The sequence below is a fragment of the Sulfitobacter noctilucicola genome (genome assembly GCF_000622385.1).
GTDB classification, from domain to species: domain Bacteria; phylum Pseudomonadota; class Alphaproteobacteria; order Rhodobacterales; family Rhodobacteraceae; genus Sulfitobacter; species Sulfitobacter noctilucicola.
In genome coordinates this window covers 2850408-2876213 of sequence record NZ_JASD01000008.1, presented here as the reverse complement: position 1 = coordinate 2876213, position 25806 = coordinate 2850408, and the positions used below count along the sequence as shown (strand labels likewise).

32 protein-coding genes are annotated in these 25806 nt (G+C 56.6%); all 32 read right to left on the bottom strand.

The genetic code is table 11. From position 1 onward, the window contains the following. Positions 1–46: 46 nt before the first annotated feature. The gene (locus Z946_RS0117650) at positions 47–1714 is read right to left on the bottom strand and encodes a ribonuclease J (protein ID WP_025057045.1); all 1668 of its coding nucleotides are present in this window, start codon (positions 1712–1714) and stop codon (positions 47–49) included. Then, positions 1711–2490 (bottom strand): type III pantothenate kinase, encoded by a 780-nt coding sequence (locus Z946_RS0117645; protein ID WP_025057044.1) that lies wholly within the window; start codon positions 2488–2490, stop codon positions 1711–1713. Before Z946_RS0117645 ends, Z946_RS0117650 begins: the two co-directional genes overlap by 4 nt. A 14-nt stretch (positions 2491–2504) precedes the next feature. Beyond that, positions 2505–3239, bottom strand: a complete 735-nt coding sequence (locus Z946_RS0117640) for a biotin--[acetyl-CoA-carboxylase] ligase (RefSeq protein ID WP_025057043.1) — start codon at positions 3237–3239, stop codon at positions 2505–2507. 55 nt (positions 3240–3294) lie between these two features. After that, positions 3295–4737, bottom strand: coding sequence for an NADH-quinone oxidoreductase subunit NuoN (gene nuoN / locus Z946_RS0117635; protein WP_025057042.1), 1443 nt, complete (start codon positions 4735–4737; stop codon positions 3295–3297). Between the two features lie 11 nt (positions 4738–4748). Further along, entirely contained in the window at positions 4749–6311 is a 1563-nt protein-coding gene (locus Z946_RS0117630) for an NADH-quinone oxidoreductase subunit M (protein ID WP_025057041.1), read from the bottom strand. After that, positions 6311–8410 (bottom strand): NADH-quinone oxidoreductase subunit L, encoded by a 2100-nt coding sequence (gene nuoL, locus Z946_RS0117625; RefSeq protein WP_025057040.1) that lies wholly within the window; start codon positions 8408–8410, stop codon positions 6311–6313. Before nuoL ends, Z946_RS0117630 begins: the two co-directional genes overlap by 1 nt. 6 nt (positions 8411–8416) lie before the next feature. After that, positions 8417–8722 carry an NADH-quinone oxidoreductase subunit NuoK gene (nuoK, locus tag Z946_RS0117620; RefSeq protein WP_008553673.1) on the bottom strand — a complete coding sequence of 102 codons (306 nt, stop codon included), beginning with the start codon at positions 8720–8722 and terminating at the stop codon, positions 8417–8419. Between the two features lie 213 nt (positions 8723–8935). Beyond that, a complete protein-coding gene (locus Z946_RS0117615) occupies positions 8936–9538 on the bottom strand; it encodes an NADH-quinone oxidoreductase subunit J (protein ID WP_025057039.1) in 603 nt (200 codons plus the stop codon). Next, a complete protein-coding gene (locus Z946_RS0117610; protein ID WP_025057038.1) occupies positions 9535–9936 on the bottom strand; it encodes a carboxymuconolactone decarboxylase family protein in 402 nt (133 codons plus the stop codon). Before Z946_RS0117610 ends, Z946_RS0117615 begins: the two co-directional genes overlap by 4 nt. Further along, positions 9933–10331: a carboxymuconolactone decarboxylase family protein gene (locus Z946_RS0117605; protein WP_025057037.1), complete on the bottom strand. Its 399-nt coding sequence runs from the start codon at positions 10329–10331 to the stop codon at positions 9933–9935. Before Z946_RS0117605 ends, Z946_RS0117610 begins: the two co-directional genes overlap by 4 nt. Continuing rightward, entirely contained in the window at positions 10328–10822 is a 495-nt protein-coding gene (gene nuoI, locus Z946_RS0117600) for an NADH-quinone oxidoreductase subunit NuoI (RefSeq protein WP_025057036.1), read from the bottom strand. The genes Z946_RS0117605 and nuoI overlap by 4 nt, the downstream gene beginning before the upstream one ends. 7 nt (positions 10823–10829) lie before the next feature. Further along, positions 10830–11864 (bottom strand): NADH-quinone oxidoreductase subunit NuoH, encoded by a 1035-nt coding sequence (gene nuoH, locus Z946_RS20850; protein WP_037969280.1) that lies wholly within the window; start codon positions 11862–11864, stop codon positions 10830–10832. A 21-nt stretch (positions 11865–11885) separates the two neighbouring features. After that, positions 11886–12239: a hypothetical protein gene (locus Z946_RS0117590; protein WP_241461371.1), complete on the bottom strand. Its 354-nt coding sequence runs from the start codon at positions 12237–12239 to the stop codon at positions 11886–11888. Between the two features lie 38 nt (positions 12240–12277). Next, positions 12278–14293, bottom strand: a complete 2016-nt coding sequence (nuoG, locus tag Z946_RS0117585; RefSeq protein WP_025057034.1) for an NADH-quinone oxidoreductase subunit NuoG — start codon at positions 14291–14293, stop codon at positions 12278–12280. A 4-nt stretch (positions 14294–14297) separates the two neighbouring features. Continuing rightward, entirely contained in the window at positions 14298–14699 is a 402-nt protein-coding gene (locus tag Z946_RS0117580) for a DUF5333 domain-containing protein (protein ID WP_025057033.1), read from the bottom strand. Positions 14700–14815: 116 nt separating this feature from the next. Then, a complete protein-coding gene (locus Z946_RS0117575) occupies positions 14816–15148 on the bottom strand; it encodes a hypothetical protein (protein WP_052836112.1) in 333 nt (110 codons plus the stop codon). 348 nt (positions 15149–15496) lie between these two features. Continuing rightward, complete coding sequence (locus Z946_RS0117570) at positions 15497–15976, bottom strand: DUF3291 domain-containing protein (protein ID WP_025057031.1); 480 nt, start codon at positions 15974–15976, stop codon at positions 15497–15499. 5 nt (positions 15977–15981) lie between these two features. Continuing rightward, on the bottom strand, positions 15982–16221 hold the full coding sequence (locus tag Z946_RS0117565; protein ID WP_025057030.1) for a hypothetical protein: 240 nt from the start codon (positions 16219–16221) through the stop codon (positions 15982–15984). 4 nt (positions 16222–16225) lie between these two features. Next, the gene (locus tag Z946_RS0117560) at positions 16226–16714 is read right to left on the bottom strand and encodes a DUF3291 domain-containing protein (protein ID WP_025057029.1); all 489 of its coding nucleotides are present in this window, start codon (positions 16712–16714) and stop codon (positions 16226–16228) included. After that, on the bottom strand, positions 16714–17127 hold the full coding sequence (locus tag Z946_RS0117555; protein WP_025057028.1) for an MAPEG family protein: 414 nt from the start codon (positions 17125–17127) through the stop codon (positions 16714–16716). The genes Z946_RS0117560 and Z946_RS0117555 overlap by 1 nt, the downstream gene beginning before the upstream one ends. A gap of 158 nt (positions 17128–17285) precedes the next feature. After that, the gene (gene nuoF, locus Z946_RS0117550) at positions 17286–18581 is read right to left on the bottom strand and encodes an NADH-quinone oxidoreductase subunit NuoF (RefSeq protein WP_025057027.1); all 1296 of its coding nucleotides are present in this window, start codon (positions 18579–18581) and stop codon (positions 17286–17288) included. A 45-nt stretch (positions 18582–18626) separates the two neighbouring features. Continuing rightward, positions 18627–18854 (bottom strand): DUF5337 domain-containing protein, encoded by a 228-nt coding sequence (locus Z946_RS0117545; RefSeq protein ID WP_025057026.1) that lies wholly within the window; start codon positions 18852–18854, stop codon positions 18627–18629. Positions 18855–18866: 12 nt separating this feature from the next. Beyond that, positions 18867–19769 carry a hypothetical protein gene (locus Z946_RS21185; RefSeq protein WP_152540595.1) on the bottom strand — a complete coding sequence of 301 codons (903 nt, stop codon included), beginning with the start codon at positions 19767–19769 and terminating at the stop codon, positions 18867–18869. Between the two features lie 114 nt (positions 19770–19883). Then, complete coding sequence (locus tag Z946_RS0117535) at positions 19884–21194, bottom strand: NADH-quinone oxidoreductase subunit E (protein ID WP_025057024.1); 1311 nt, start codon at positions 21192–21194, stop codon at positions 19884–19886. 18 nt (positions 21195–21212) lie between these two features. Beyond that, on the bottom strand, positions 21213–21476 hold the full coding sequence (locus tag Z946_RS0117530) for a hypothetical protein (RefSeq protein ID WP_025057023.1): 264 nt from the start codon (positions 21474–21476) through the stop codon (positions 21213–21215). Then, the gene (locus Z946_RS0117525; protein ID WP_025057022.1) at positions 21476–22720 is read right to left on the bottom strand and encodes an NADH-quinone oxidoreductase subunit D; all 1245 of its coding nucleotides are present in this window, start codon (positions 22718–22720) and stop codon (positions 21476–21478) included. Before Z946_RS0117525 ends, Z946_RS0117530 begins: the two co-directional genes overlap by 1 nt. Continuing rightward, on the bottom strand, positions 22720–22842 hold the full coding sequence (locus tag Z946_RS21905) for a hypothetical protein (RefSeq protein WP_260168326.1): 123 nt from the start codon (positions 22840–22842) through the stop codon (positions 22720–22722). The genes Z946_RS0117525 and Z946_RS21905 overlap by 1 nt, the downstream gene beginning before the upstream one ends. Then, complete coding sequence (locus tag Z946_RS21700; RefSeq protein ID WP_025057021.1) at positions 22839–23012, bottom strand: hypothetical protein; 174 nt, start codon at positions 23010–23012, stop codon at positions 22839–22841. Before Z946_RS21700 ends, Z946_RS21905 begins: the two co-directional genes overlap by 4 nt. Further along, a complete protein-coding gene (locus Z946_RS0117510; RefSeq protein WP_025057020.1) occupies positions 23012–23620 on the bottom strand; it encodes an NADH-quinone oxidoreductase subunit C in 609 nt (202 codons plus the stop codon). Before Z946_RS0117510 ends, Z946_RS21700 begins: the two co-directional genes overlap by 1 nt. Positions 23621–23645: 25 nt before the next feature. Further along, the gene (locus Z946_RS0117505) at positions 23646–24191 is read right to left on the bottom strand and encodes a NuoB/complex I 20 kDa subunit family protein (protein WP_025057019.1); all 546 of its coding nucleotides are present in this window, start codon (positions 24189–24191) and stop codon (positions 23646–23648) included. Beyond that, entirely contained in the window at positions 24182–24547 is a 366-nt protein-coding gene (locus Z946_RS0117500) for an NADH-quinone oxidoreductase subunit A (RefSeq protein ID WP_025053309.1), read from the bottom strand. Before Z946_RS0117500 ends, Z946_RS0117505 begins: the two co-directional genes overlap by 10 nt. A 160-nt stretch (positions 24548–24707) precedes the next feature. Continuing rightward, complete coding sequence (locus Z946_RS0117495; RefSeq protein WP_025057018.1) at positions 24708–25679, bottom strand: YHYH protein; 972 nt, start codon at positions 25677–25679, stop codon at positions 24708–24710. Positions 25680–25806: the final 127 nt, after the last annotated feature.

Below are 25806 nucleotides of genomic sequence, written 5' to 3'. Positions count from 1 at the left end.
GCCTCACAATTTGTGAGGCCTTTTCTTTTTCAGTGTCGTGAAAGGATCAGCTCAGACGGCTGACCACCACTGTTACTTCCGGTTTCTTACCGATCTCTTCTTGCGCCGACTGCCGCACAACACGCTTTAAGCCATCATTAAGCTTGGTGTCATCGCGCAATGTTGCCGCTTTGGAGCGTCCCAAAAACTGGCTCAGGTCCTCTTCGAGCACATCAACCAACGGTGCGCCCGACTTACCGGTCTCCGACAGGCCCATGGCATCCACCCAAGGATCGCCAAGCGGCTCGTCTTCATCATCAAGGATTACGGTCACAGTCACATGACCGTTCAGCGCCATACGAATACGGTCGCGCACGACACCGTCAAGCGCCCCGATCTGGACAGAGCCGTCGATATAGGTGCGGCCTGTCTCAACATATTCGGCAACCTTCGGCTGGTTGCCCGAGAGGTCGATCATCATGCCGTTCACGGCCAGAACCCCCGTCATCCCGCGTGCATCCGCAATTTTGACGTGTTCGCGCAGGTGGCGGTGTTCGCCGTGCATCGGGATCAGCACCTGTGGTTTGACTACGTCGTGCAGAGTTTCCAGATCGGGCCGGTTGGCGTGACCGGAAACATGGTAATTGCCAGATGAATCATCCACTACATCCACACCACGTTCAGAGAACTGGTTAATGATACGGATAACGCCTTTTTCGTTGCCGGGGATTGTTTTGGACGAAAACAGGAACAGATCGCCCTCTTTCATCTCGATCCCCTGATATTTGCCGCGGGCCAGTTGGGCCGATGCCGCACGGCGCTCACCTTGTGATCCGGTAACCAGCAGCATCAGGTTCTCGCGCGGGATGCCGCGTGCCTCTTCAGGGCTCACAACATTCGGGAAATCCTTCATCACGCCCGTCTCAAGCGATGCTTCGACCATGCGCTTCATCGCGCGACCAAGCAGCACAACAGATCGTCCAGCTTTGTCGCCGGCGACAGCCAGCGTTTTCACACGTGCCACGTTAGAGGCAAAGGTGGTTGCGACGACCATACCGTCAGCGGCGCTCACCAGCTCTTCGATGGCCGGGCCAACAGTTGCCTCTGACCGGCCTGGATCCTGAGAGAAGACGTTTGTGCTGTCACAAACCAGCGCTTTCACGCCATCCTTACACACGTCTGCCCAAAGCTCCGGGTCATAGGCCTCGCCCACACCGGGTGTGCGGTCGATCTTGAAATCGCCCGAGTGGATGACGCGGCCCTCTGGGCTGTCGATCACCAATGCGGAGCTTTCGGGGATGGAGTGCGAAATCGGCAAAAAGCCCACGGTGAAGGGGCCCGCAGAAATCTGCTCGGGCCACGCCCCCACTACGGTCACGGCATCATCGGGATGCCCATGTTCATCCATTTTACGCTTGGCGATGTTGGCGGTGAACTTTCGCGCGTAGATCGGTGCCTGCAACTGCGCATAAGTATGGGCAACGCCGCCGACGTGGTCTTCATGGGCGTGAGTGATGAACACCGCCTCGATCTGGTCCTTCCGCTCAACCAGCCATGCAATGTCGGCGATAATCAAATCAACGCCGGGACTTCCGTCCATGTCGGGAAATGCAACGCCCAGATCGACGACGATCAGTCGCTCTTTGCCGGGCTTTCCGTACCCGTAGACGTAGGCATTCATGCCAATTTCACCTGCCCCACCGAGGGGCAGATAGATCAATCTTTCACTGCTCATTTGTCAGCTAATTCCTTGTTATATTTATAGATCACGGTCAGGCCGTGCATCGTAAGATCATCTTGATATTCATCGAAAAGGTCTGCCGCCTGTTGAAACAACGGGGCCAGCCCTCCGGTCGCAACAACGCGCATATCGCGCTCTCGTTCCGCCTTTATCCGCGCACATATCTCACGGACGAGCCCAACGTAACCCCAGAAAACCCCTGATTGCATGCATGTCACAGTGTTCGTCCCCACCACGCGCTGCGGTTGGGTGATGTCTACATGGGGCAAAGCGGCCGCCGCATTGTGCAGCGCTTCCAGGCTCAGATTGACGCCGGGGGCGATCACGCCACCGACATAGGCACCATCTGCCGCGACCACGTCAAAGGTTGTAGCAGTGCCAAAGTCTACCACGATCAGGTCCGGCCCATAAAGATCATATCCCGCCACCGTGTTCACCAGCCGGTCGGGCCCCACGGCGGTGCCTTCGTCCACTCGCACATCAACGGGCAACAAGCATTCGGGTTTCCCCACCACCATTGGCCTTGTGTTGAAATAGCGGTCCGCGAGCACACGCAGGTTGAACACCACACGCGGCACAGTCGAGGAAATGATTACATCGGTGATGTCTGCCTCGACCTTCTGGAACTTCATCAAGGTCGATAGCCAGACGTAATACTGGTCAGCCGTTCGCTGCCATTCGGTCGCCGTGCGCCACGTGGCAATGAACTCCTGCCCGTCCCAAATGGAAAACACCGTGTTTGTATTGCCGCAGTCGATGGCCAAGAGCATCCCGCGCCCTCCTCTTAGAAAAACACATCCGCCGCAGTGATCGCCACGCGGCCTTGGGATGTCTGCAATATCAGATTACCGTTTTCGTCCACGGTCTCAAAGGTGCCTGTCGTCTCATCGCGCATTGTCCGCGCGGTAATCTGCTCACCCAGACGTGCAGCATGCGCGAGCCACCCCGTACGGATCGGCGCAAAGCCTTGCGATGTAAACTGTGCCTCTAGCGCCGCATATTCCACGGCGAGCATATTCAGAAACACCTCTGGCGCGACATCCATCTTCAGATCATGCGCAAGGCTCTTGGGGGGCAATGCCCGCGCTTCAAGCTGATCCGCGTCCGGCGCATGGGCCAGATTGACACCAATCCCGATGACCAGATGATCGCCAGTGGATTCCAGCAAAATTCCCGCGACCTTCCCGCCATAAAGCAGCACGTCGTTTGGCCATTTCAATGCAAAGGCATCTGCAACACCTGTGACGGCCACGAAGGTTCGGTATAGCGCCAGTGAGGCAACAAAGGAGCGCAAAGCGGCGATGCCCGGTGCCTCGCGCCGTTCCATGATCAGAGTACCAGCGAAGTTGCCACGGGGCGTAGACCACGACCGTCCGCGCCGCCCACGTGCCGCCGTCTGCTCCAACCCCAAGATCCAAGCTGGGCCCGCCAGATCAGGTACCATGCGCACAGCTTGGCTCAGGGTCGAATCCACACTGTCAAACACATGACGCCCGTAACCGTCCGGCCAAGCTGTCATGGCCCTACCCTTCTAAAGATGGCTTCCAAAACGAGGTTGTAGCGCGGCGGCAGGATCAGTTGACCAACGCGCCCGCAGCCGCCTGCGCAGCAGCTTCAACGCCGAACATATTGATGATACCCAGCACCATGATCAGCGCGGAAGCCGTCAGGAATACTGGCAACACGCCGCCTTTACCCGCATCCAGCGGCTCTGACTGTTCAGAACCAAAGTACATGAAGAACACGATCCGCAGGTAATAGTAGGCACCAATGACCGAGGCGATCACACCGGCAATGGCCAACCATGCGAGGCCGGCGTCATAGGCCGCGCGCAGGACATACAGCTTGCCGAAGAAGCCCAGCATCGGCGGCACACCGGCCAGCGAAAACAGCAGAACCAGCATCGCGAGCGCACGGCCCGGGTTGTTCTTGGCATACATATTCAAAGCAGAGATGTCCGTTACAGGTGCGCCGTCTTTTTCCATCATCAGGATGAAAGCAAAGGTACCCACGTTCATCGTGACATAGATCGCCATGTAGACGAGCATCGCCTGCACACCAAAGGCAGTACCGGCAGCAAGGCCCATCAACGCATAGCCCATATGGGCAATGGAGGAGAATGCCATCAGACGTTTGATATTCGTTTGGCCGATGGCCGCAACGGCACCCAGAAACATGGACAGAACCGACAAGAGTGCCACGATCTGCTGCCAGTCCCCCACCGCGTTGCCAAAGGCATCGTGCAGCACGCGCGCAAAGAGCGCCATCGCCGCGACTTTCGGTGCTGTGGCAAAGAAGGCTGTGACCGGTGTGGGTGAGCCTTCGTAGACGTCAGGCGTCCACATGTGGAACGGCACAGCAGAAACCTTGAACGCCATACCCGAAATCAGGAATACGATACCAAAGAGCAGACCCAAAGAAGTCTCGCCCGCCTGGGCTGTCGTGATGATACCGGTGAACAACGTGGTGCCTGCATAGCCATAGACCAGCGATGCGCCATACAGCAAAAGACCGGAGGACAGCGCACCCAGCACAAAATACTTCAGACCGGCTTCTGTTGATTTGACAGAGTCGCGACGCAAGGAGGCAACGACATAAAGCGCCAGCGATTGCAGCTCCAGCCCCATATAAAGCGCCATCAGATCGCCTGCGGATACCATCATCATCATGCCAACGGCGCTTAGCGCGACCAGCACAGGATATTCGAACCGCAGAATGCCACGTGTCTTCATGTAGTTTTCAGACATGATCAACACGGCTGCCGCAGACAGCAGGATAGTGACCTTGGCGAAACGCGCAAAGCTATCCTCGATGAACATGCCGTTAAAGGCGACGCGTGTACCCTCGCCTGTGAAACCGATCCATGCGGCCAATGCGATAAAGATAATCGCAGTCGCCCAGACCAGCAAACCGCCGGTCTTGTCCTTGGTGGTGTATACAGCCACCAGAAGTGCGGCCAGCGCAAAGGCCGACAGGATAATCTCTGGCAGAATGACGTTCAGGTCTGCAGGTGTCATCGTGATCTTCCTTAGTTTCCGGCTTCAGCGGTTTGTACGGCGGTGTCAGCCGCCTCCACCGCAGATGCATAATTCTCGACCAGTGCCGACACCGAGGGGCCGATCATATCCAGCACAAGCGCCGGATAGACGCCCAGCAACAGGGTCATTACGACCAACGGTGCAAAGGTCCATTTTTCCCGCGCGCTCATGTCCTTGATTGCCTTCAGGCTTTCTTTGATCAGCTCGCCCATCACGACGCGGCGGTACAGCCACAGCGCATAAGCAGCCGAGAAGATAACGCCAGTTGTCGCAACCGCTGCAACCCATGTGTTGACCTGGAAGACCGCCATCAGCGTGAGGAATTCACCCACGAAGCCCGATGTGCCTGGCAGGCCCACGTTGGCCATGGTGAACAGCATAAAGATCATCGCGTAGACCGGCATCCGGTTTACCAGACCGCCATAGGCGTCGATTTCACGTGTGTGCATCCGGTCATAGACCACACCAACACAAAGGAACAAAGCGCCCGAAATGAAGCCATGGCTGATCATCTGGAAGATCGCACCGTCGACGCCCTGCTGGTTGGCGGCAAAGATACCCATGGTGACAAAGCCCATGTGTGCAACGGATGAATAGGCAATCAGCTTTTTCATATCGTCCTGCACCAAAGCCACGAGGCTGGCATAGACAATCGCGATGGCCGACATCCAAAGCACGAGAGGTGCCATCACGTCTGCCCCCACCGGGAACATCGGTAGCGAGAAGCGCAGGAAGCCGTATCCGCCCATCTTCAGAAGGATCGCCGCCAGGACAACAGAGCCCGCTGTCGGCGCCTGTACGTGCGCATCCGGCAGCCAGGTGTGCACAGGCCACATCGGCATTTTCACAGCGAAGCTTGCGAAGAACGCCAAGAACATAAGCGTCTGCATGCCACCCACAATCTGTACGCCCAGAACGCTGAATGTTTCGGAACCAAAGGTATGATTCAGCAAGCTGACGTCACAAGCCCCGATACAGGTCGTGCCCGCATCCGAGAACATTGCAACCATCGCCACCAGCATCAGCACCGAACCGAAAAAGGTGTAGAGGAAGAACTTGAAGCTCGCGTAGATGCGGTTCGCCCCGCCCCAGATACCAATAATCAGGAACATCGGGATCAGACCCGCTTCGAAGAACAGGTAGAACAGGATCAGGTCGAGCGCCATGAACACGCCCAGCATGAGCGTCTCAAGCATCAGGAAGGCGATCATGTATTCCTTGACCCGCACATCGACAGCCCAAGAGGCCACGATAACCAGTGGCATCATGAAGGTTGTGAGCATCACAAACAGGATCGATATACCATCGACCCCCATCCGGTACTTCAGACCCAACAGCCATTCAGCTTCGGTCACGAACTGGAACCCCGTGTTGCTTGGGTCAAACTCGAACAAAACAAAGAGCGAGATCAAGAATGTCGCCGTCGTTGTGATCAGCGCAAGCCATTTGGCATTGCGTTGTGCGGCCGCGTCATCCCCCCGCAGGAACACCGCTAGGATCAGCGCTGCAAAAGCCGGCAGAAAGGTGATGATGGAAAGCAGATGGGTATCCATTATTTCGCTCCCCCGGTGAGCGTCATCCATGTGACCAGCACCGCGATGCCGATCACCATGGCAAAGGCATAGGTAAAGATGTAGCCGGACTGCGCCTTACCGGCCAGCCGTGTGAAGAAAGGAATGATCCCCATAGCGATACCGTTCAGGCCGCCGTCGATGACATCGCCGTCACCGCGCTTCCAAAGAAAGCGGCCAATCGCTTTGGCAGGCTGTACGAAGATGAAATTGTAGATTTCGTCGAAGTACCATTTGTTCAGCAGGAACTGGTATAGCGGCTGCTGGTTCTCGGCCAGACGCTTAGGCAGGCTCGGGTTCCAGATGTAAAACCACATGGCCATAAGGAAGCCAAAGACCATCGCGATGAAGGGGCTGACCTTCACCCACTTGGGGGCACCATGGGCGTCTTCCAAGACGTGGTTGTCAGGGCCAAAGTACAAGGCTCCCTCACCCGGTTGGCCGCCAAAGGCATCATGGTGCGCCTCATCCGAGCCATGCCCGTCACCGGACTTGCCATCGCTGTCCTCGGCACCGTCCGCGTGGGTGTCACCACCCTCAGCCATTTCGGCAAGCGGGATGTTGTAGAAATCCGCAACGTACTTGTGATCGCCAAAGAACGGCTTGAACCAGATCATCCCGGCAAAGATCGCACCCAAGGCCAGAACGCCAAGCGGCACAAGCATCACCATCGGGCTTTCGTGCGCGTGTTCATGCGTGTGTTTGTCGCCACGTGGTTTGCCGTAAAACGTAAGAAACATCAGACGCCAGCTGTAGAAGCTCGTCATCGCCGCAGCCACAACAAGAAGCCAGAAGCCGTACATGCTGCCCCCTGCCCATGCACTTTCGATGATCGCGTCTTTGGACAGGAACCCGGCAAATCCGAAGTGCGTCAGCGGAATGCCAACACCTGTGATTGCCAGCGTCCCGATCATCATTGCCCAGAAGGTGTAAGGGATCTTTTTGCGCAGACCGCCGTAGTTGTTCATGTCCTGCTCGTGGTGCATCGCATGGATCACCGAACCGGCACCAAGGAACAGCATCGCCTTAAAGAACGCGTGCGTGAACAGGTGGAACATCGCGGCTGAATACATGCCAACGCCTGCGGCGACGAACATATAACCCAGCTGCGAGCAGGTGGAATAAGCAATCACGCGCTTAATGTCGGTCTGTACCAGACCCACGGTGGCGGCAAAGAAGGCCGTTGTGGCACCGATCACGGTGACAAACATCATCGCTTCAGGCGCAAACTCCATAATCGGAGACATCCGGCAAACCAGGAAAACACCTGCTGTGACCATGGTCGCCGCGTGGATCAGGGCGGAAACTGGGGTCGGTCCTTCCATCGCGTCGGGCAACCAAGTGTGCAGGAACAGCTGCGCCGATTTACCCATGGCCCCCACAAACAGCAGGAAGGCAATCATATTCGCCGCATTCCAGTCGGTCCACAGGAACGAGATCGTCTGCTCTGCCAGATCAGGTGCGGCTGCAAAGATATCGTCAAAACGGACACTATCCGTCATGAGAAACAGCGCGAATATCCCCAAAGCAAAGCCGAAATCGCCCACCCTGTTGACCACAAAGGCCTTGATCGCCGCTGCGTTGGCGCTTGGCTTTTTGTAGTAAAAGCCGATGAGGAGGTATGAGGCGACGCCAACACCTTCCCAGCCAAAGAACATCTGGATCAGGTTATCCGAAGTCACCAGCATCAACATCGCAAAAGTGAAGAACGACAGATAAGCAAAGAAACGCGCGCGGTAGTTTTCATTCTCGCCCGCAAAGTTGTCGTCATGCGCCATGTAGCCGAATGAATAGAGGTGCACGAGCGCCGAAACACTGGTCACCACAATCAACATGATTGCTGTTAGCCGGTCCATGCGGATCGACCAATCCGTGCTCAGGCTACCGGATTCGATAAAGCGCAGGATTTGGATGTGCTCCGTCGGGCCGTCCAGCGACAGGAACACAATCCATGAAAAAGCAGCTGCCAGGAACAACAAGCCCGTCGAGATCCACTGTGCTGCAGTCTCACCGATGATTTTCCAACCGAAGCCCGCGATCAATGCGCCGACCAGCGGGGCGAAAAGGATGATGGTTTCCATGTGCCTTTAGCCCTTCATCACGTTGACGTCTTCAACCGCGATCGTGCCACGGTTGCGGAAGAAGCAGACCAGAATGGCCAGACCGATCGCCGCCTCTGCGGCGGCCACGGTAAGGACAAACAAGGTAAAGACCTGCCCGACCAAGTCGCCCAGAAAACTGGAGAAAGCGACAAGATTGATATTCACCGCGAGCAGCATCAGTTCGATGCTCATCAGCAGGATGATGACGTTCTTGCGGTTGAGGAAGAGGCCGAAGATGCCAATGACAAACAGCGTCGCCGCCACCGTCAGGTAATGTTCAAGTCCGATCATCGTAGTTCCGTCTTTCTGTCCTTGACCGCCTTCTTTCAAAGAAACCAGCCATGTTGCCCGCTTAGGGCCTTTCTTATGTCATGTGGGTCGAAACCGACCCGGCCGTGTCAGCCCATGAACCCGTAGCCGCCCAGTAGCACGATCAAGACCACCACCAGCACCACGATTGTATTTCTCGACATCAGTTTCGCCCTTCAATATGCCAGCGCTGCCTTACAGGCCCTGCCCCGGCTTCACGTCCTTCAGCTCCATCGTCTTGGCAGGATCACGCATCATTTGCGCAACCACATCCTGTCGCTTGACGTCCACCCGGTGGCGCAACGTCAGAACGATCGCCCCGATCATCGCCACCAGCAGAATAAGACCGGCCAGTTGGAAGATCAGAAAATATTCGTCGTAAAGCACAAGACCTAGCGCTGCTGTATTTTGAACAGAGAGGTCTGTCACCTGCGTGCGCAGACCTTCGGCAGCCGCGTTACTTTCCCATGCGCCAAAGGCCATCACGAACTGCATCAGGATCACAAGTCCGATCAACAGTGCCAATGGCATGTATCTGGCCATCTCCGCTTTGAGTTCGGCGAAATCGACGTCGAGCATCATGACAACGAAGAGGAAAAGCACAGCCACGGCACCGACATAGACGATGATCAAAAGCATCGCGACAAATTCGGCACCCAAAAGAACAAACAGCCCCGCAGACGACAGGAAAGACAAAATCAGCCACAGCACCGAGTGTACCGGGTTCCGGCTGATCACCGTAAATAGTCCGCCCCCGACCACACAGATCGCAAACAGGTAGAATGAAAAGACACTCATGCGTCATCCTCTTTTTCGTCAAAGACCTGGGCTGCGAAATCCATCGCGCGGGTCATGGCTGGCAGGCCGGCAAAGACCGACATCTGCGCAATTGCTTCTTTGATATGTTGCTCAGAGGCCCCTGCCTCCAATGCGTGACGCACGGTTTGTCTGATGACAGTATCGTTCTGCGCCCCCTGCATCGTCAGACCGGCAAGCGTCAGCAAAAGGCGCGTGCGCGCGTCCAGCCCGTCCGTGTTGATCCCGTTGCCAAAGAACATTTCCATAACGTCCTTGGGCATCGTTCCCATCATCGCTTCAAACACCTTTGGCGAAAACGCATCCGCCGCCGGAAATGCTTTGGTCATCTCCTGCGCCTGCTTCATCATCGCTTCAAAAGGATTGATGGGATCGTTCATTCTGCGTCCTCTGCTTCGAAGACTTCAAGCGCACCATTCAGCGCGTTGATCATGGACGGCAGACCGCCATAAAGCGCCATCTGGAAAATAATCTCGCAGATCTCTTCGCGGCTTGCACCGACCGCCCGCGCACTGGCGATATTCACCTTAAGCTGAGGCCGCGTCTGGCCACCAAGAGCAGTCAGCGCTGCGACGGTCGCCAAAAGACGCGTCTTCTCGTCCACAGTGCCGCGTGCATAAAACTGGCCATAGGCCACATCCACAACCGTGCGCGCCATACCAGGAACCAATGCGTCATAGCGGGCGCGCAACGCGTCCTCCATGCCCGGATTGACCTGCTCTGACAGGGCCTTGCCCTTCGCATAGGTGTCGTTATGTGGCGCATTCAGGCTCATCTGTAAGGCGCGTCCATCTCAAGGTTTCGCGCGATCTCTGCTTCCCAACGCTCGCCATTGTCGAGCAGCTTTTCTTTGTCGTAGTAAAGCTCTTCGCGGGTTTCGGTCGAGAATTCGAAGTTCGGACCTTCGACAATCGCATCGACCGGACAGGCTTCCTGACAGAAACCGCAGTAGATGCACTTGGTCATGTCGATGTCATAGCGAGTCGTGCGACGCGAGCCGTCAATGCGCGGCTCCGCATCGATTGTGATGGCTTGTGCAGGACATACCGCTTCGCAAAGTTTGCAGGCGATGCAGCGCTCTTCCCCGTTGGGATAGCGACGCAAGGCGTGCTCCCCACGGAAACGCGGTGACAAAGGCCCCTTTTCATGCGGGTAGTTCAACGTCACCTTCGGCGCAAAGAAGTAGCGCATGCCCAGCATGAACGCCTTCACGTAGTCGGTCAGCAGGAAGTATCCGGCTTTGCGGGAGAAATCTGTTTGGCTCATATCATCCTCACATCGGCCAGCGGGCATAGATGCCCCAGAACCATTCGAATTTCGCCGCGAAGGCCACAAACACAACCCAGAACAGGCTGAACGGCAGGAAGACTTTCCAGCCCAGACGCATCAGCTGGTCGTAGCGGTAGCGCGGCGTGATCGCCTTCACCATGGAGAACATGAAGAAGACAAAGAGCATCTTGATGAACATCCAGAAGAAACCGTCCGGCAGGAATGCCACAGGCGACAACCATCCGCCAAGGAACAGCAGCGACACCAGCGCGCACATCAGGACCACGGCCACCAGTTCACCAATCATGAACAGCAGGAACGGCGTGGACGAATATTCAACCTGATAGCCCGCAACCAGTTCTGATTCCGCCTCCGGCAGGTCAAACGGCGGACGGTTTGTTTCGGCCAGGGCCGAGATAAAGAACAGGATCAGCATCGGGAAGTGCGGCAGGAAATACCAGTGCAGGATGCCACCGCCGCCTTCTTGTGCTGCAACAATAGAGCCGAAGTTCATTGAGCCGGTCGAGATAATCACACCAATGATAATCAGACCGATGGAAACTTCGTATGAAATCATCTGAGCGGCAGAGCGAAGCGATCCGAGGAACGGGTATTTGGAGTTCGACGCCCATCCGCCCATGATAACTCCGTACACCTCAAGCGAGGAGATGGCGAAGACATACAGAATGGCCACGTTAATATCGGACAGCACCCAACCGTCGTTAAACGGGATCACCGCCCATGCGATCATCGCCATTACGAACGAGATCATCGGAGCCAGAAAGAAAACCGGACGGTCGGCCCCCGCAGGTACGACCACTTCTTTGACGATATACTTCAGAAAGTCCGCGAATGATTGCAGCAGACCAAAGACACCAACCACGTTGGGCCCGCGCCGCATCATCACAGCGGCCCAGATCTTGCGGTCCGCGTACATCAGAAAGGCCAGCGCCAGCAGCAAGGGCACCACAAGCAGGAGAACCTGCCCGACCAGCAAAAGCCCCATACCAAGGCCGGTTTGCGTAAAGAATTCAGCCATTGTCCCTAAAAATCCCGTCCATCATACCCTCGGAATGCCCTTCTCGACACAGTTTGCAACTGTGACTTCGGCATCGATTGTCTTTATGCCACGTGGCAAGCTCGGCGAGATCGTATAAACAGCATCGCCCCGCCAAAGGCCAGCCTCTTGATCCACATTTGTGCGCACATGTCTTGCGAATCCGTAGCCACGAATGAGCGTATATTGCGCAGCCGCACATTCCGCATAATCCGCGACATCCTGACTGCTAAGTGCGTTGGTCATGGCCACCTTGAACTGCACCAGATCACCATCGAGCAATGCTGTCTCTACGCCCTTGTAATCAGGTATAAAATCGGAGGCCACAGGCACTTGCGGCGCACAGGCGGCCCCCATCAAAAGCGGCCCCAGTGCGGTCAGGGCCATCATCACTCTCACTCCGCCGCCATGGGTTTGGCATTGCGTGCTGCCGCATTGGCAGACAGCTCGGCCATCAACGCGGATGCCCGCGCAATCGGATTGCTCAGATAAAAATCAGCAATCGCAGGCTGGAAAGGATCGCTTGAAACCGTACCACGTGCCAAAGGCTGCCATTCATTTTCGGCAACTACATCAACATCACCCAGATGGGGCACGTCCTTGACCAAGGACTGACGCAGGGCGGCAATGGAATCGAACGGCAGTACCGCGTCAAGCTCTGCCGACAACGCCCGCAGGATTGCCCAGTTCTCTTTCGCCTGGCCGGGCGCAAAGCTCGCACGTTGCGCGATTTGCGGACGACCTTCGGTGTTCACAAACAAGCCCGGCTCTTCGGTAAAAGCCGCACCCGGCAGAATGATATCGGCGCGGTGCGCACCACGGTCGCCGTGGCTGCCCTGATAGATGACAAACGGACCGGCAGGAATGTCACCTTCGTCGGCACCAAGGTTATAGATCACCTCGGCTTCCAGAATATCGGTGATGCCGTTCTCGGCTGTGGCCCCGATGTCCATCGCACCCACGCGGCCTGCTGCTGTGTGCAGCACCATGAATGTAGACTTTGTGCTTTCCGCGAGCGCCATTGCTTCGGCCAAAACCGCTTCGCCATCGGGACGCGCCAATGCGCCCTGCCCGATGATGATCACCGATTGCTTTTCGGCTACATCGGAATGGTCGCGCGTCAGCAGTTCCGTCATCTTTGTCGGATCATCGCTGATGTGCATTGTTTCGTAGGTCAGCTCAACATCCGGCCCAACGACACCAACGCCACAGCCTTTGGTCCACGCCTTGCGAATACGTGCATTCAAAACAGGCGCTTCAACCGCTGGGTTCGCGCCGATCAGCATAATCGCCTCAGCCGTGTCGAGGTCTTCGACTGTTGCTGTACCGACATAGCCCGACCGGTTGCCCGCAGGCAGTTTTGCCCCGTCTGTCCGGCATTCGACCGAACCGCCTTGACCTTCGACAAGGCTCTTCAAGGCGTAAGCCGCTTCAACAGAAACCAGATCACCGATCAGACCACCGATTTTCTTGCCTTTCATCGCGGCAGCGGCAGCTGCCAGTGCTTCAGGCCACTCGGCTTTGCGTAACTTGCCGTTTTCACGGATGTAGGGTGTGTCTAGACGCTGACGGCGCAGACCATCCCAGACAAAGCGTGTCTTGTCGGAAATCCATTCCTCGTTCACGCCGTCATGGTTGCGCGGCAGGAACCGCATCACTTCGCGGCCTTTGGTATCCACACGGATGTTGGACCCCAGCGCATCCATCACATCGATGGATTCGGTCTTGGTCAGTTCCCACGGGCGTGCCGTGAACGCATAGGGCTTGGACACCAGCGCGCCGACCGGACACAGGTCAATGATGTTGCCCTGCAAATTCGAATCGAGTGTCTCACCCAAGTAGGACGTAATCTCGGCATCTTCGCCGCGACCAGTCTGGCCCATCTTGTGGATGCCCGCGACTTCGGTGGTGAAACGGACACAACGCGTGCACGAAATGCAGCGCGTCATGTGGGTTTCGACCAACGGCCCCAGATCCAGATCCTCGGTCGCACGTTTCGGCTCGCGATAGCGGCTGAAGTCGACGCCGTAAGCCATCGCCTGATCCTGCAAATCACACTCGCCGCCCTGGTCGCAGATAGGGCAATCCAGCGGGTGATTGATCAACAGGAATTCCATCACGCCTTCGCGCGCTTTCTTGACCATCGGGCTGTTGGTTTTCACCACGGGTGGCTGGCCTTCGGGACCGGGACGCAGATCACGCACCTGCATCGCGCAGGACGCGGCAGGCTTGGGCGGACCGCCAACAACCTCGACCAGACACATGCGACAGTTGCCGGCAATCGACAAACGTTCGTGATAGCAGAAACGCGGAATTTCAACGCCCGCCTGCTCGCACGCCTGGATCAGGGTCATGGCCCCATCCGTCTCAACTTCCTTGCCGTCGATGATGATCTTCTTGAGGTCGCTCATAGGTTCACTTTGCTCTCAGGAGCGAACCGATCCGGCTCGCTTTTTGAATCTCTTCCAGCCCTAGCGCACAATAGCTCTGCGGGTCAGAAGTATCGACCCCCCGTGCGCGGAAAAATGTAGCGGCTTTGGCCCGCAACCGGTTCTTTTCTGCATCGCTGTCTGTATAGGCATCAATCTCGGTCTGGGAGTAGCCCATTCCGCGCGCCTTTTTCTCAAGATTGCGCACATATCCGATCGCTTTGAACATGCGGGCAGAGATGGTCGGGCAGTTTTTGCGCACGATGTCGGCAATACCAAGATCAAACAAAGCGTCGTCAATCGCCGACACCTCGCGCAGCGGTGGCTTGGCCATCGCGGGGGTGGTCAGCAGGCTTGCACCCAATAGTGCTGCAATCAGGTATCTCATGTGCTCTTCCTCATGTGGTCAGGGCGTTTTCGCCTTTATCCAACATGGGTTGGGGTCCCGGTGTTATGCAATAACAGGGGCTGGCCTGTGTCATGCTGGCGTCCTTATGCCCCGATTTATCGCTGAGGGCAAATGCCCTGAAACACCAATGTATCATCGCTGATCTGCAACTGTTCGGGCGGTGTATCCGGCCCGACAGACCAGGTAATATCGGAATCGCCGTAATTTTTGACACAGTAGGATACGCCTGCGTGCCGCCCCGCTTCGCGCGCGCCGTCAAGCGAGCGGGAAACGTCGCGGATACGTACCGTAAAGATGTCCCGCTGGCCGTCCACTTTTGCAACTTTCGTCCGGAAGTACTGCCCGTCAAATGCCAGACGGTTCTTGCTATTCGCACAGCCACCCAGAACCCCAATGGCCAGCAGGCCCGCCACACACAATCTGATCATTTTAGAACCCTCGAATGCGTCGGCCTTTGATCTGCCGCCTTGTCAATTACCACGATCGAACCGTGCACTTAGATACTGCTGAAACGCTGCGCAAATCCGCGCGTACCGTCGTATCAATTGTGCATGTGATCCATCATGTTGCGCATAGTATTAGAGAAATTTGTAAGTGCATGAAACCCCTTGCCGAACAGCTGTCATTCATTGCCTGATAGCTGCTCCATCACGCTGGCCGCGCTATCGCACATCGGCGCAAAAGAATGTGTTTAGGAATACCTAAGCCCTAGAATGCATCATTCGGTGCTTAAAGGTACGACCCCCTAGTCTTCCCATCGTTATCCAAGAATTAATTCAAGCAACCTTCGTCTCACGACACCTATGCGTCTGGTGCATTGTCGCCTCACGCAGATGCGACCAGCCAAAGGCGTGATCGCTGTCGCCATTCTGTTTGAGGTGTTCCAGGCGCGCCAGTGCTTCGTCCAGCGTCGGTTTGTGCCCTTCCGGCACCCACCACATCACAAAATGCATGGCCCCCAAAACTTCGAACCACTCCGCACGACGTTCGTAGAACTGCTTGTGGATCGTCCCCCATACATAGGTCTCAAGGGTCTCGACACTTTCCCAAACACTAAGGTTCGGGATAAACTGCGGATCACCGTCGATTGACGTATCGGTGTTCCCCGCGCCCTCTTCACCTTCCATCATCCAGACAAAGCCGGGCATCCGCTTGGCCAATCCATTCAGCTTGTCGAGGTTGCCCATAAAGTCCGCAACTCGCGGATCATCCTGCGGGGCAACCAAACGCCCCACGTTCAACTCCGCCAGATGCATGCCCTTCAACGTCTTTTCCTGTCGCGCAAGGGTGCGACACCATCCAGCGCCTTGCGCAGAAACGCGATGCCCAGATTACCACCGATAAACACAAGTCCAACCAATGCCGCATAGGCCCAGATCGGCACGATGCCATAGCTGATCGCAAGATGTGTCGCCCAGATCGGTACGCCGAAAACCGCGAAAGTCAGTATCGCTGACAACAAGCTCAGCAATCCGTCCCAGATGTTTTTGAAAAATCCCACTATATCACCCGCATGCTTTCGTTTTCCAAAGCTGCGCCTCTTTTACATAATCCCATCCAAAGGCGTGTTCACTGGCCCCGTTTTCATCAAGATGCCTGAACCGCGCCATCGCTTCGGCCATCGTGGGACGATGCCCCACCGGCACCCACCACATGGCAAAGCGCAAGACCGCGCCCATGTCGTACCATTCCGCTTTCCGGTCATAAAAGCGTTTGTGCACTGTATTCCACACGAAGTGCTCGAGCGTCTCAACGCTTTCCCAAACACTTAGCGTCGAAGCCATTCGCGGATTCGCCCCCATGTTGCCGTCATCGCTGGTCTGCTCAAAATGCATGTCTTCTTCGGGCAACATCCAGACGAAGCCGGGCGAGCGTAAAGCCGCCCCATTCACCAGATCAAGTCCGTTTACAAAGTCCTGCACCCGCGGATCATCCCAATCGTATTTCAGGATACCAAGGTTCAACTCCGCCAGATGGTGATCTGCGGGCTGCATCAGCCGATAAGCGCTGTGCGAAACGTCATCAACGCCAACACAATGACGCAAATCCAGCCGATCACCCATGTGGCCGAACGCGCGGGTTGGTTTTCGGTACCGATGTGCACTATCGCCATTACAATGCGAGAGACCACAAAGACAGATGCCAACAAGTTGACCCAGAATGGTGCTACACCAATCAGGATCGCCGCAATCGTAGTCCCAATAAACGGCCCCGACATCTCTATCGCATTAGCAAAGGCCCGCCCCCGACGGTAAACCACATCGGAATAGTCCCGCTTGGGTTGGCCACAGGCACAACGGTTCTCAGCGGTACGGCCTCGCGTAGATAGTCCGCCCAAGACAAGGCAGATCAATGACCAGAGCGCCAACGATGCGATCGCGTGGCTGTAGCCTGCAAATGCTTCCATGAATTCGTTCCTTCTAAAATGACGGTAAGGCCCGTTCTGATTTGCCTGCATGTCTACCACGTGGGCGGCAACAAGAAAGATAATTGAGGATGGCAGACATCGGAGACGAAAAAAGGCCGCAGAAACTGCGGCCTCGTTCTTTGTGATTTTGGGTCAATTTACTCAGCCGCTACTGCGCTCACACGCCCCGTCCGCTTGTGCTTGATCCGGTCCTCGATCTCGTCACGGAAGTGGCGGATCAACCCTTGGATCGGCCAGGCCGCCGCGTCACCCAGCGCGCAGATTGTGTGGCCTTCGACCTGTTTGGTCACATCAAGCAGCATGTCAATCTCTTCCGGTTCCGCATCGCCTGTCACCAGACGATCCATGACCCGCATCATCCAACCTGTGCCTTCACGGCAAGGCGTACACTGGCCGCAGGACTCGTGTTTATAGAACTTCGCCAGACGCCAGATCGCCTTGATCACATCCGTCGAGTTATCCATCACGATCACCGCCGCCGTACCCAGACCCGACCGCTGCTCGCGCAGGTAATCGAAATCCATGATCGCGTCTTTCATGTCCTTGCCGGGGATCATCGGCACGGATGACCCACCGGGGATCACCGCCTTGAGGTTATCCCAGCCGCCCCGGATACCGCCGCAATGTGTTTCGATCAGCTCTTCAAAGGTGATCGACATCGCTTCTTCGACCACACAAGGGTTGTTGACGTGGCCGCTGATCGCAAACAGCTTCGTGCCCGCGTTGTTCGGACGACCAAAGCCTGCGAACCACTCCGGCCCACGGCGCAGGATCGTTGGCACAACAGCAATCGATTCCACGTTGTTCACGGTTGTCGGACAGCCATAAAGCCCCGCACCGGCAGGAAACGGCGGTTTCATCCGCGGCATGCCCTTTTTGCCCTCAAGGCTTTCAAGCAGCGCTGTTTCCTCACCACAGATATAGGCACCGGCACCATGCGCCAGATAAATATCGAAATCCCAACCGGATTTGCAGGCGTTCTTGCCCACAAGACCTGCGTCATAAGCCTCATCAATCGCGGCCTGCAGCGCCTCTTTCTCGCGGATGTATTCGCCCCGGATGTAGATATAGCAGGCATGCGCGTTCATCGCGAATGACGCGATCAAGCAACCCTCGATCAGCGTATGCGGATCGTGGCGCATGATCTCGCGGTCTTTGCATGTACCAGGCTCGGATTCGTCAGCGTTAATAACAAGATAGGCCGGACGCCCGTCGCTTTCCTTGGGCATGAAGGACCATTTTAAGCCGGTCGGGAAACCCGCACCTCCACGTCCGCGCAGACCCGATGCTTTCATCTGGTCCACAATCCAGTCGCGGCCCTTCTGGATGATCCCCGCCGTGCCATCCCAGTGGCCGCGCGCCTGCGCGCCCTTCAGCGTGCGGTCATGCATGCCGTAGATGTTGGTGAAAATGCGGTCCTGATCTGCAAGCATTGCTGCGTCCTACTCTTGTCCATCTCAGCCCTGTGGCGGGCCGGTTCAGTCTCTTTTATCGGCTTGTCGGGCTTGCCACATCTGCCAGACATTCACCATCGCCCAAATGAGCGCAGCCAGTGCGGCAAAATCAAACAAGAGCGCATAGCGCCCAGGCAAACCCAACTGCGGCCCCGCAAGGTTGGCGATCAGCCAAAGCACCATGGTAATGGCGATGACCAGACCGACGGTCTGGCCTTTCTTCGCCAGGGCTTTGTCTTCACGCTCTCCCATGCAGTGATCCGCTTACTTCTTTTTGCGCTTTGAGAACTCTGTCTCGCCGCCTTTCGCCAAAATCTTGGCTTGTGACATCCAGTTGTCCCGCTCGATCCGGCCCTTGAAGCGCAGACGGGAATCAACCCACTCGATTTCTTTCTTGCGCCAAGCGGCAACCTGCTCGAACCGGTAAATTCCCATCTCGTTCAGGGTTTGCTCCAACTTGGGACCGACGCCGCTGATCAGTTTGAGGTCATCCCCGCCATCGGCTGGCGCTGTCTCGAACAATTCAGGCTTTCCATCTGCGGCAACCGGTGCACGCTTGGGCTTCGACTTTGATGTCGGTTCTTTCGCAATGGTTGCGCCGTCGACGGCATCTGCATCGGGGGCAACGGCAGGTGCCACAGTCTCGCCTGCTGGCATGGCTTTGGCCTTGTTGACCTTGGCACCGGTATCCTTTTTCGCCTCGTACTTCCATTCACCCTTACGGCTGGCAAGTTCAGCCTGCCCTGCGAGCGGCGCAGAAGGTTTGATACCACCGGACATCAGCGGAGCGGCAGTTGTGTTCGCGCTGGACGTATCAGCCGCCTGAGCGGGCTTTGCAGCTTTGGTATTTGCGGCAGTGTCAGTGTTGGCAGCTGTGGTGCCTGCTGTCGCTGGCGTAGCGGCAGATGCACCACCCGTTGCGGCTTCAGCCGACGTATTATGCGAGGCAGCGCCTGTGGTGGCACCGGAACTTGCGACGCGGCTGGCCTTTTTCTCTTCCGCTTCGCGGGCATAGCGTTGTGCGGGCTTTTCTTCGGCATTCAGATCATTTGCGGCGGTAGACGACCGGCAGATAAACAGGCTCAGAATAAAACCCAGTATGAGGCCGATCAAAGCGCCGGTAAAGATCGCCTGCAACGCGCCGAATTCGGCCAACATGTACAACATGATCATGGAAACGAAACCGACAAGGGCCGCAATGGCCCAGCAGACGGTCTTACACTCAAAGCTATTTTGCTTTTCTGACATAATACTTCACATCCCTTTTGGTGCAGGCGACCGTTAAGTATCGCCCTTATAGCGCCCGTCTGTGCGGGCCTTGGCGGAAAATGCAGTCTGTTCACCCGCCGCCAGTTTTACGGCCTGATCCACCCAACTGTCGCGGCTTACACGGCCCTTGAACCCTTTCAGGTTACTGTCCGCCCAGGCCACTTCCGCCTCGCCCCAGGTTGCGATTTGGTCAAAGTGGAAAATGCCCATGCCGTTTAGCATGTTTTCCAGCTTTGGACCTACACCTTTGATCATTTTCAGATCATCCGCGCCGGATTCGCGCGGTTCTGTCATCATTTCAGGCTTCTTGCCGACGCTTTCGGCGTTGCCTGCCTCTGCGTTGGCACCGGCAACGCGACCGGATTCAGCCTTAACGTTCTTGTTCTTCTTGGCCGGTGCAACACTACCGGTCTCGGGCTTCGCGACAGGCTCGGCATTACCTGCCTCGCCCGCTACTTCACCACTCCCGTCAGAGCTTGCCCCGACATTGCGCGGTGCATCGGCCTCGCCCTTGCTGCGGCCGCCCTGCTTGCCGTCCGGTCCTTCCGGCGGCATCATCTCGTCCCGCTTCACGCTGGCATCGGCACCTTTTGGTGCCGCGTCCTTGTTGGCACCTTTGCCTTGCCACGGCATCAAAAGAGGCACTTCGGTGCCATCAATGCGCTTGACCGTATCGCCGATGTCGACGGCACGCTGCGCAGATGCGTTGTACTGTGTTTTTCCGCTCTCGTATTCTTTCAGGCTGGTCAGCCCGCTCGCAGGTTCAGCCGCAAAGCGCCCATTCTGGGGACCCGGTGTAGGCACTTTGCCCGCAGCAAGATCATCAAGCAGTTGGACAAGTTTGTCGGCGGTAAGGTCTTCGTAGTAGTCCTTGCCAATCTGGGCCATTGGCGCATTCGCGCAGGCCCCAAGGCACTCAACCTCTTCCCATGAAAACTTGCCATCCGCAGAAAGCTCATGCGGGTTCTTTGCGATCTTTTCCTGACAGATCGACACAAGATCCTCTGCACCGCAGATCATGCAGGTGGTCGTGCCGCAAATCTGGATATGTGCAACGCTTCCAACCGGTTGCAGCTGGAACATGAAGTAGAATGTCGCCACTTCCAGCCCGCGGATATAGGCCAGCCCGAGCATTTCGCTCACGTGTTCGATCGCAGGACGGGTCAACCACCCTTCCTGCTCCTGCGCGCGCCACAACAGCGGTATAATCGCAGAGGCCTGACGCCCCTCGGGATACTTGGTCATCTGCCCTTCGGCCCATGCCTGGTTGGCAGGAGTAAAGGCAAAGCTGTCGGGTTGGTCGTGGTGGAGGCGTCTAAGCATTTTTTCGTTCCTACCGCTTTACGACTTGCACGCAGGTGGCAAGAGCAGAAGCGTTTCTTCATCATCGGCGAAGGTCGCAACACCTTCTGCCATCATTTCACGGGACAGTCGGATGGCTGTCGGTCTGTCGATGCCAAGTTCGGGCATGATCACATTTGCCTGTTCCGTAGTCATCTTGCATTCATTGTCGTTCATCGCCTTGATGAGCGCGGCCTTGTTATCGTCCGACGCGAAGACGGCAGTGCACCCAAGCGTCGCGATGCACAGGGCAGCACCACGCATCACCGGTCGATCTCTCCGAACACGACATCCATTGTACCGATAATCGCAGCAACATCAGCCAGTTGGTGGCCTTTGCTCATGTGGTCCATCGCTTGCAGATGCAAGAACCCCGGTGCGCGGATTTTGCAGCGGTAGGGTTTGTTCGACCCGTCTGCCACCAGATAAACACCGAACTCGCCCTTGGGCGCTTCGACGGCGCAATAAACTTCGCCCTCAGGCACGTGGAAGCCTTCGGTATAGAGTTTGAAGTGGTGGATCAGGCTTTCCATGTCCTGCTTCATCGCGGTGCGAGAGGGTGGTGTGATCTTGCCACGGGCCAGAACATCGCCCTGCCCTTCGGGTGCGCGAAGCTTTTCGATCGCCTGACGGATGATATGGACCGACTGGCGCATTTCTTCCATGCGACACAGGTAGCGGTCAAAGCAGTCGCCCGCCTTCCCAACCGGAATTTCAAATTCGAATTCATCGTAGCATTCGTAAGGCTGCGAGCGACGCAGATCCCATGCAAGACCCGACCCGCGCACCATGACGCCGGAGAAACCGTAGTTCAGGATGTCCTCTTCGGTGACGATCCCGATATCGACGTTACGCTGTTTGAAAATCCGGTTCTCGGTCAGCAGCTCGTCAATATCGACCATGAATTTGGTCATAAACTGATCGGCCCATGCTTCGATATCTTCAAGCAAGCCCGCCGGAAGGTCCTGATGCACACCACCGGGACGGAAGTAGGCCGCGTGCAGGCGTGCGCCGCAGACGCGCTCATAAAACACCATCAGCTGCTCGCGCTCTTCAAAACCCCAAAGCGGCGGCGTCAAAGCGCCCACGTCCAGAGCCTGCGTTGTCACGTTCAGCAAGTGATTAAGAATACGGCCAATCTCGCTGAACAGCACGCGGATCAGGCTGGCGCGACGCGGTACTTCTGTACCAGTCAACCTTTCAATCGCGAGACACCAAGCGTGCTCCTGATTCATGGGCGACACATAGTCCAACCGGTCGAAGTACGGAAGGTTTTGAAGGTACGTGCGGCTTTCCATCAGCTTTTCTGTGCCACGGTGCAGCAAGCCGATGTGCGGATCACACCGCTCTACAATCTCCCCATCCAGCTCAAGCACCAGACGCAAAACGCCGTGCGCCGCAGGGTGCTGCGGGCCAAAGTTGATGTTGAAATTGCGGATCTTCTGCTCACCCGTGACAAAGTCCGTGGACCCGTCGTCATAGGTGTTAACGCGAATATCGCCGTCCATTACTTGCGCCCTTTCAGTTGCCGGTCACGTGGCGGCAGATCGTCGTCGCTGCGCACGGGGATCGCGATCTCGTCGCGCACGCCAAACAGCTTTGCAAACATCTCTTCCAGATAGGCAATCATAGCTTCTCCAATTCTTGCAACCGCATGCCCATCCACCACAGCAAGGCAATCGTGCCAAACGGGACCAGACAGGCCGCAGCCCAATATTTGTTGATGCCGAAGAACGGCAGCAGCTTGAGCATCGGAATGGCCGTTAGTGCAGATAATATCAGCCACCAAACGCCCCCCATTACTTAGCTCCTTCGGCCTTGTCGTCACCGGGCAGGATATACTCGGCCCCTTCCCACGGTGACATAAAGTCGAACTGGCGATATTCCTGAACAAGGCTCACAGGTTCATAGACAACCCGCTTTTCAACCTCGTCATAACGCACTTCGGTATAACCCGTTGTCGGGAAGTCCTTGCGCAGCGGATAGCCGCGAAAGCCGTAATCCGTCAGGATACGGCGCAAATCTGGATGGCCCGAGAACAAGATCCCGAACATGTCAAAGATTTCACGCTCGAACCAGTTGGCCGAAGGATGCACATCGACCAGCGACGGGACCATGTCCTTTTCGCGCACAGCCACACGCAGGCGAATGCGGTGGTTCTGATACATGCTGAGCAGGTGGTAGACGACATCAAACCGCTTGGCGCGACCTGTGTGGTCCACCGCAGTGATATCCACCAGCGTTGAAAAACGGCATGTGGCGTCACCTCTCAGAAACTCCACCAGACCCGCGATGTTGGTCAACGTGACGTTCAGGTTCAATTCCCCACGGGTCACATCCCAAGACAGCACACAATCCGGGCGTTTTGCCTCGATATAGGCACCAAGTTCTTGCAGTGCGTCACTCATCGTAGATTCCTTTCAGACGCCCTATTCATCGAACGATCGTCCCTGTCCGGCGCATCTTCTTTTGAAGCTGCAAGATGCCGTAAAGCAGCGCTTCAGCCGTCGGAGGGCAGCCGGGTACATAAATGTCTACCGGAACGATCCGGTCACACCCACGCACCACGGAGTAGCTGTAGTGGTAATAGCCGCCACCGTTCGCACAGGACCCCATCGAGATCACATAGCGCGGCTCCGGCATCTGGTCGTAGACCTTGCGCAGCGCCGGTGCCATTTTGTTGGTCAGCGTGCCGGCCACGATCATCAGGTCCGACTGACGCGGGGAAGCACGTGGCGCTGTCCCGAACCGTTCAAGGTCATAGCGCGGCATGGAGGTGTGCATCATTTCGACCGCACAACAGGCCAAGCCGAAGGTCATCCAGTGCAGAGAACCGGTGCGCGCCCAATTGATTACATCAGCGGATGACGTGACCAGAAACCCCTTGTCCTGCAAAGCCGCGTTCAGCTCTTGCGTGGCAACCTCGCGGTCGGGACCAGCCTTGTAGCCGCCCGCAACGCCTGCGTCCGTTACTGCCATTCCAGCGCTCCTTTTTTCCACTCATATGCAAAACCTGCGGTCAGCACGCCAAGGAACACCATCATCGACCAGAAACCCACCATCGAGATATCCTTGAACGCCACGGCCCAAGGGAAAAGAAACGCGATTTCGAGATCGAAAATAATGAACAAAATTGACACGAGATAGAAACGCACGTCGAACTTCATCCGCGCATCATCAAATGCGTTGAATCCACATTCGTAGGCAGACACTTTTTCCGGGTCAGGGTTGCGCACAGCAACCACCACCGCAGCAAGGATCAAAACAAGGCCCAAACCAATGGCAACGGCCAGAAAAACAAGGATTGGCAGGTATTCCCGCAGCATATCGTCCAAGGGAGGCTCCTTTGGGGCTAGGCCACTCTTGAGGCATTCGAGCAGCTGGCAACAGACTTGAAGTCGGGTCTACCCCGTGCCGCGGCAAGGGTCAACGGGATCAGGGTGAGGAAATGGGTCGCATCTGTTCTCCGACGGGCGGAACAGATGCCCCGGGCAATCAGGGGCGCGGTGGCCGTGCAGTCGCGTCACAAACCGCATCGGGATTTTCCGATGAACAGCCTGTTTCCGCCTTCAGGCAGCCTAGAATCGCGTTCGAGCCCGGCGCCCCTGCGTGGTAGTGATATCCGACACCTTCCGATACGTGCCCGTTGCACTTATCCAGATCGGTCGGGGTCGTCCCGTCCACCAGCATGTGGGAAAAGATGTCATAGCCGTCCATCGCAATCCCGATATGCACGGCGTCCCCGCCGTCTGCCACAGCGCCGCCCAGACAATCGGTCACCGCGTGGTAGTGATATCCCACATGTGTGTTCACATGGCCTCCGCAATCGTCGAAGGGCGCAATGGTATGCGCATCGAGAATCGCATCAACCGGCGCAGGTCCGTCCAGTCTGATCCCGTTGCGCGCAATCCCCGAACCGGATCTTGCACTATTGGTCAGCCACGAATCCTGAGGCTCAAGCGGAATTACGTAGGTCATGGAGGCATCCTCGGCCATATACTCAGGCAGGCACTGCACGCAATAATTGTTGTATTCGGGATCAACATCCGGCCGTGCAGCAGCTTCGCAGGCCGCTTTGGTGTCTGTCACGCGCACATCACCCGTTGCCGGATCAAAAAGCTGCCAATCCTCATCGTCGAACAGCGTGGGCAGGTTTGTAATAAAGGCACCGTCGACATCCAGAACTTCACCGTCCTTGAGCCAGATACCGCCTTTGTCCGCGTTATCTGTCACCGACGTCGGACACCAAGGGCCGGGCGTATAGTCTTTTGGCTCTGCTTTGACGGTGATGGAAAAGCACTCCGTCTCTGTGCCCCGCGACAGGGTACATGGAACCAAAGTCGGTCCGCTGAGGACGTTCGCATCTTCAAAGAAATGCGCGATCTTGTGCAACCTGTCTCCGCCCGCATCAGCGTATAGTGGCGAAGCAAGGCAAAGAACCATGGGGAGCAGGAAAAGGTGTTTCATCGGGTTTCCATTCTGTCGGGCTGATCACGGCGTAGCGTTGCGATCGTTAAACGGACGACGCAGTTTTTTCCGTTGCTCCTCTCCAATATTTCTCCCGCAACTTTTGCAGCTGGTCTTCAAGAAGCTT

Coding starts and splice junctions, on each gene's coding strand:
- Z946_RS0117555 (WP_025057028.1), bottom strand. CDS start 17,127: ATGGAAGCATTTGCAGGCTACAGCCACGCGATCGCATCGTTGGCGCTC.
- Z946_RS0117615 (WP_025057039.1), bottom strand. CDS start 9,538: ATGAGTGTCTTTTCATTCTACCTGTTTGCGATCTGTGTGGTCGGGGGC.
- Z946_RS0117545 (WP_025057026.1), bottom strand. CDS start 18,854: ATGGGAGAGCGTGAAGACAAAGCCCTGGCGAAGAAAGGCCAGACCGTC.
- Z946_RS0117605 (WP_025057037.1), bottom strand. CDS start 10,331: ATGAGCCTGAATGCGCCACATAACGACACCTATGCGAAGGGCAAGGCC.
- Z946_RS0117505 (WP_025057019.1), bottom strand. CDS start 24,191: ATGGCAGTAACGGACGCAGGCGTTGCGGGCGGCTACAAGGCTGGTCCC.
- Z946_RS0117590 (WP_241461371.1), bottom strand. CDS start 12,239: ATGGGGGCCGCCTGTGCGCCGCAAGTGCCTGTGGCCTCCGATTTTATA.
- Z946_RS0117560 (WP_025057029.1), bottom strand. CDS start 16,714: ATGCAGCCCGCAGATCACCATCTGGCGGAGTTGAACCTTGGTATCCTG.
- nuoG (WP_025057034.1), bottom strand. CDS start 14,293: ATGAGCGACCTCAAGAAGATCATCATCGACGGCAAGGAAGTTGAGACG.
- nuoK (WP_008553673.1), bottom strand. CDS start 8,722: ATGATCGGACTTGAACATTACCTGACGGTGGCGGCGACGCTGTTTGTC.
- Z946_RS0117570 (WP_025057031.1), bottom strand. CDS start 15,976: ATGCATCTGGCGGAGTTGAACGTGGGGCGTTTGGTTGCCCCGCAGGAT.
- Z946_RS0117575 (WP_052836112.1), bottom strand. CDS start 15,148: ATGATCAGATTGTGTGTGGCGGGCCTGCTGGCCATTGGGGTTCTGGGT.
- nuoH (WP_037969280.1), bottom strand. CDS start 11,864: ATGGCTGAATTCTTTACGCAAACCGGCCTTGGTATGGGGCTTTTGCTG.
- Z946_RS0117650 (WP_025057045.1), bottom strand. CDS start 1,714: ATGAGCAGTGAAAGATTGATCTATCTGCCCCTCGGTGGGGCAGGTGAA.
- Z946_RS0117510 (WP_025057020.1), bottom strand. CDS start 23,620: ATGAGTGACGCACTGCAAGAACTTGGTGCCTATATCGAGGCAAAACGC.
- Z946_RS0117495 (WP_025057018.1), bottom strand. CDS start 25,679: ATGAAACACCTTTTCCTGCTCCCCATGGTTCTTTGCCTTGCTTCGCCA.
- Z946_RS0117535 (WP_025057024.1), bottom strand. CDS start 21,194: ATGCTTAGACGCCTCCACCACGACCAACCCGACAGCTTTGCCTTTACT.
- Z946_RS0117640 (WP_025057043.1), bottom strand. CDS start 3,239: ATGACAGCTTGGCCGGACGGTTACGGGCGTCATGTGTTTGACAGTGTG.
- Z946_RS21185 (WP_152540595.1), bottom strand. CDS start 19,769: ATGTTGTACATGTTGGCCGAATTCGGCGCGTTGCAGGCGATCTTTACC.
- nuoF (WP_025057027.1), bottom strand. CDS start 18,581: ATGCTTGCAGATCAGGACCGCATTTTCACCAACATCTACGGCATGCAT.
- Z946_RS21700 (WP_025057021.1), bottom strand. CDS start 23,012: ATGGGGGGCGTTTGGTGGCTGATATTATCTGCACTAACGGCCATTCCG.
- Z946_RS0117525 (WP_025057022.1), bottom strand. CDS start 22,720: ATGGACGGCGATATTCGCGTTAACACCTATGACGACGGGTCCACGGAC.
- Z946_RS0117630 (WP_025057041.1), bottom strand. CDS start 6,311: ATGGATACCCATCTGCTTTCCATCATCACCTTTCTGCCGGCTTTTGCA.
- Z946_RS21905 (WP_260168326.1), bottom strand. CDS start 22,842: ATGATTGCCTATCTGGAAGAGATGTTTGCAAAGCTGTTTGGCGTGCGC.
- nuoL (WP_025057040.1), bottom strand. CDS start 8,410: ATGGAAACCATCATCCTTTTCGCCCCGCTGGTCGGCGCATTGATCGCG.
- Z946_RS0117530 (WP_025057023.1), bottom strand. CDS start 21,476: ATGCGTGGTGCTGCCCTGTGCATCGCGACGCTTGGGTGCACTGCCGTC.
- Z946_RS0117610 (WP_025057038.1), bottom strand. CDS start 9,936: ATGAACGATCCCATCAATCCTTTTGAAGCGATGATGAAGCAGGCGCAG.
- Z946_RS0117645 (WP_025057044.1), bottom strand. CDS start 2,490: ATGCTCTTGGCCATCGACTGCGGCAATACAAACACGGTGTTTTCCATT.
- Z946_RS0117580 (WP_025057033.1), bottom strand. CDS start 14,699: ATGAGATACCTGATTGCAGCACTATTGGGTGCAAGCCTGCTGACCACC.
- nuoI (WP_025057036.1), bottom strand. CDS start 10,822: ATGAGCCAAACAGATTTCTCCCGCAAAGCCGGATACTTCCTGCTGACC.
- nuoN (WP_025057042.1), bottom strand. CDS start 4,737: ATGACACCTGCAGACCTGAACGTCATTCTGCCAGAGATTATCCTGTCG.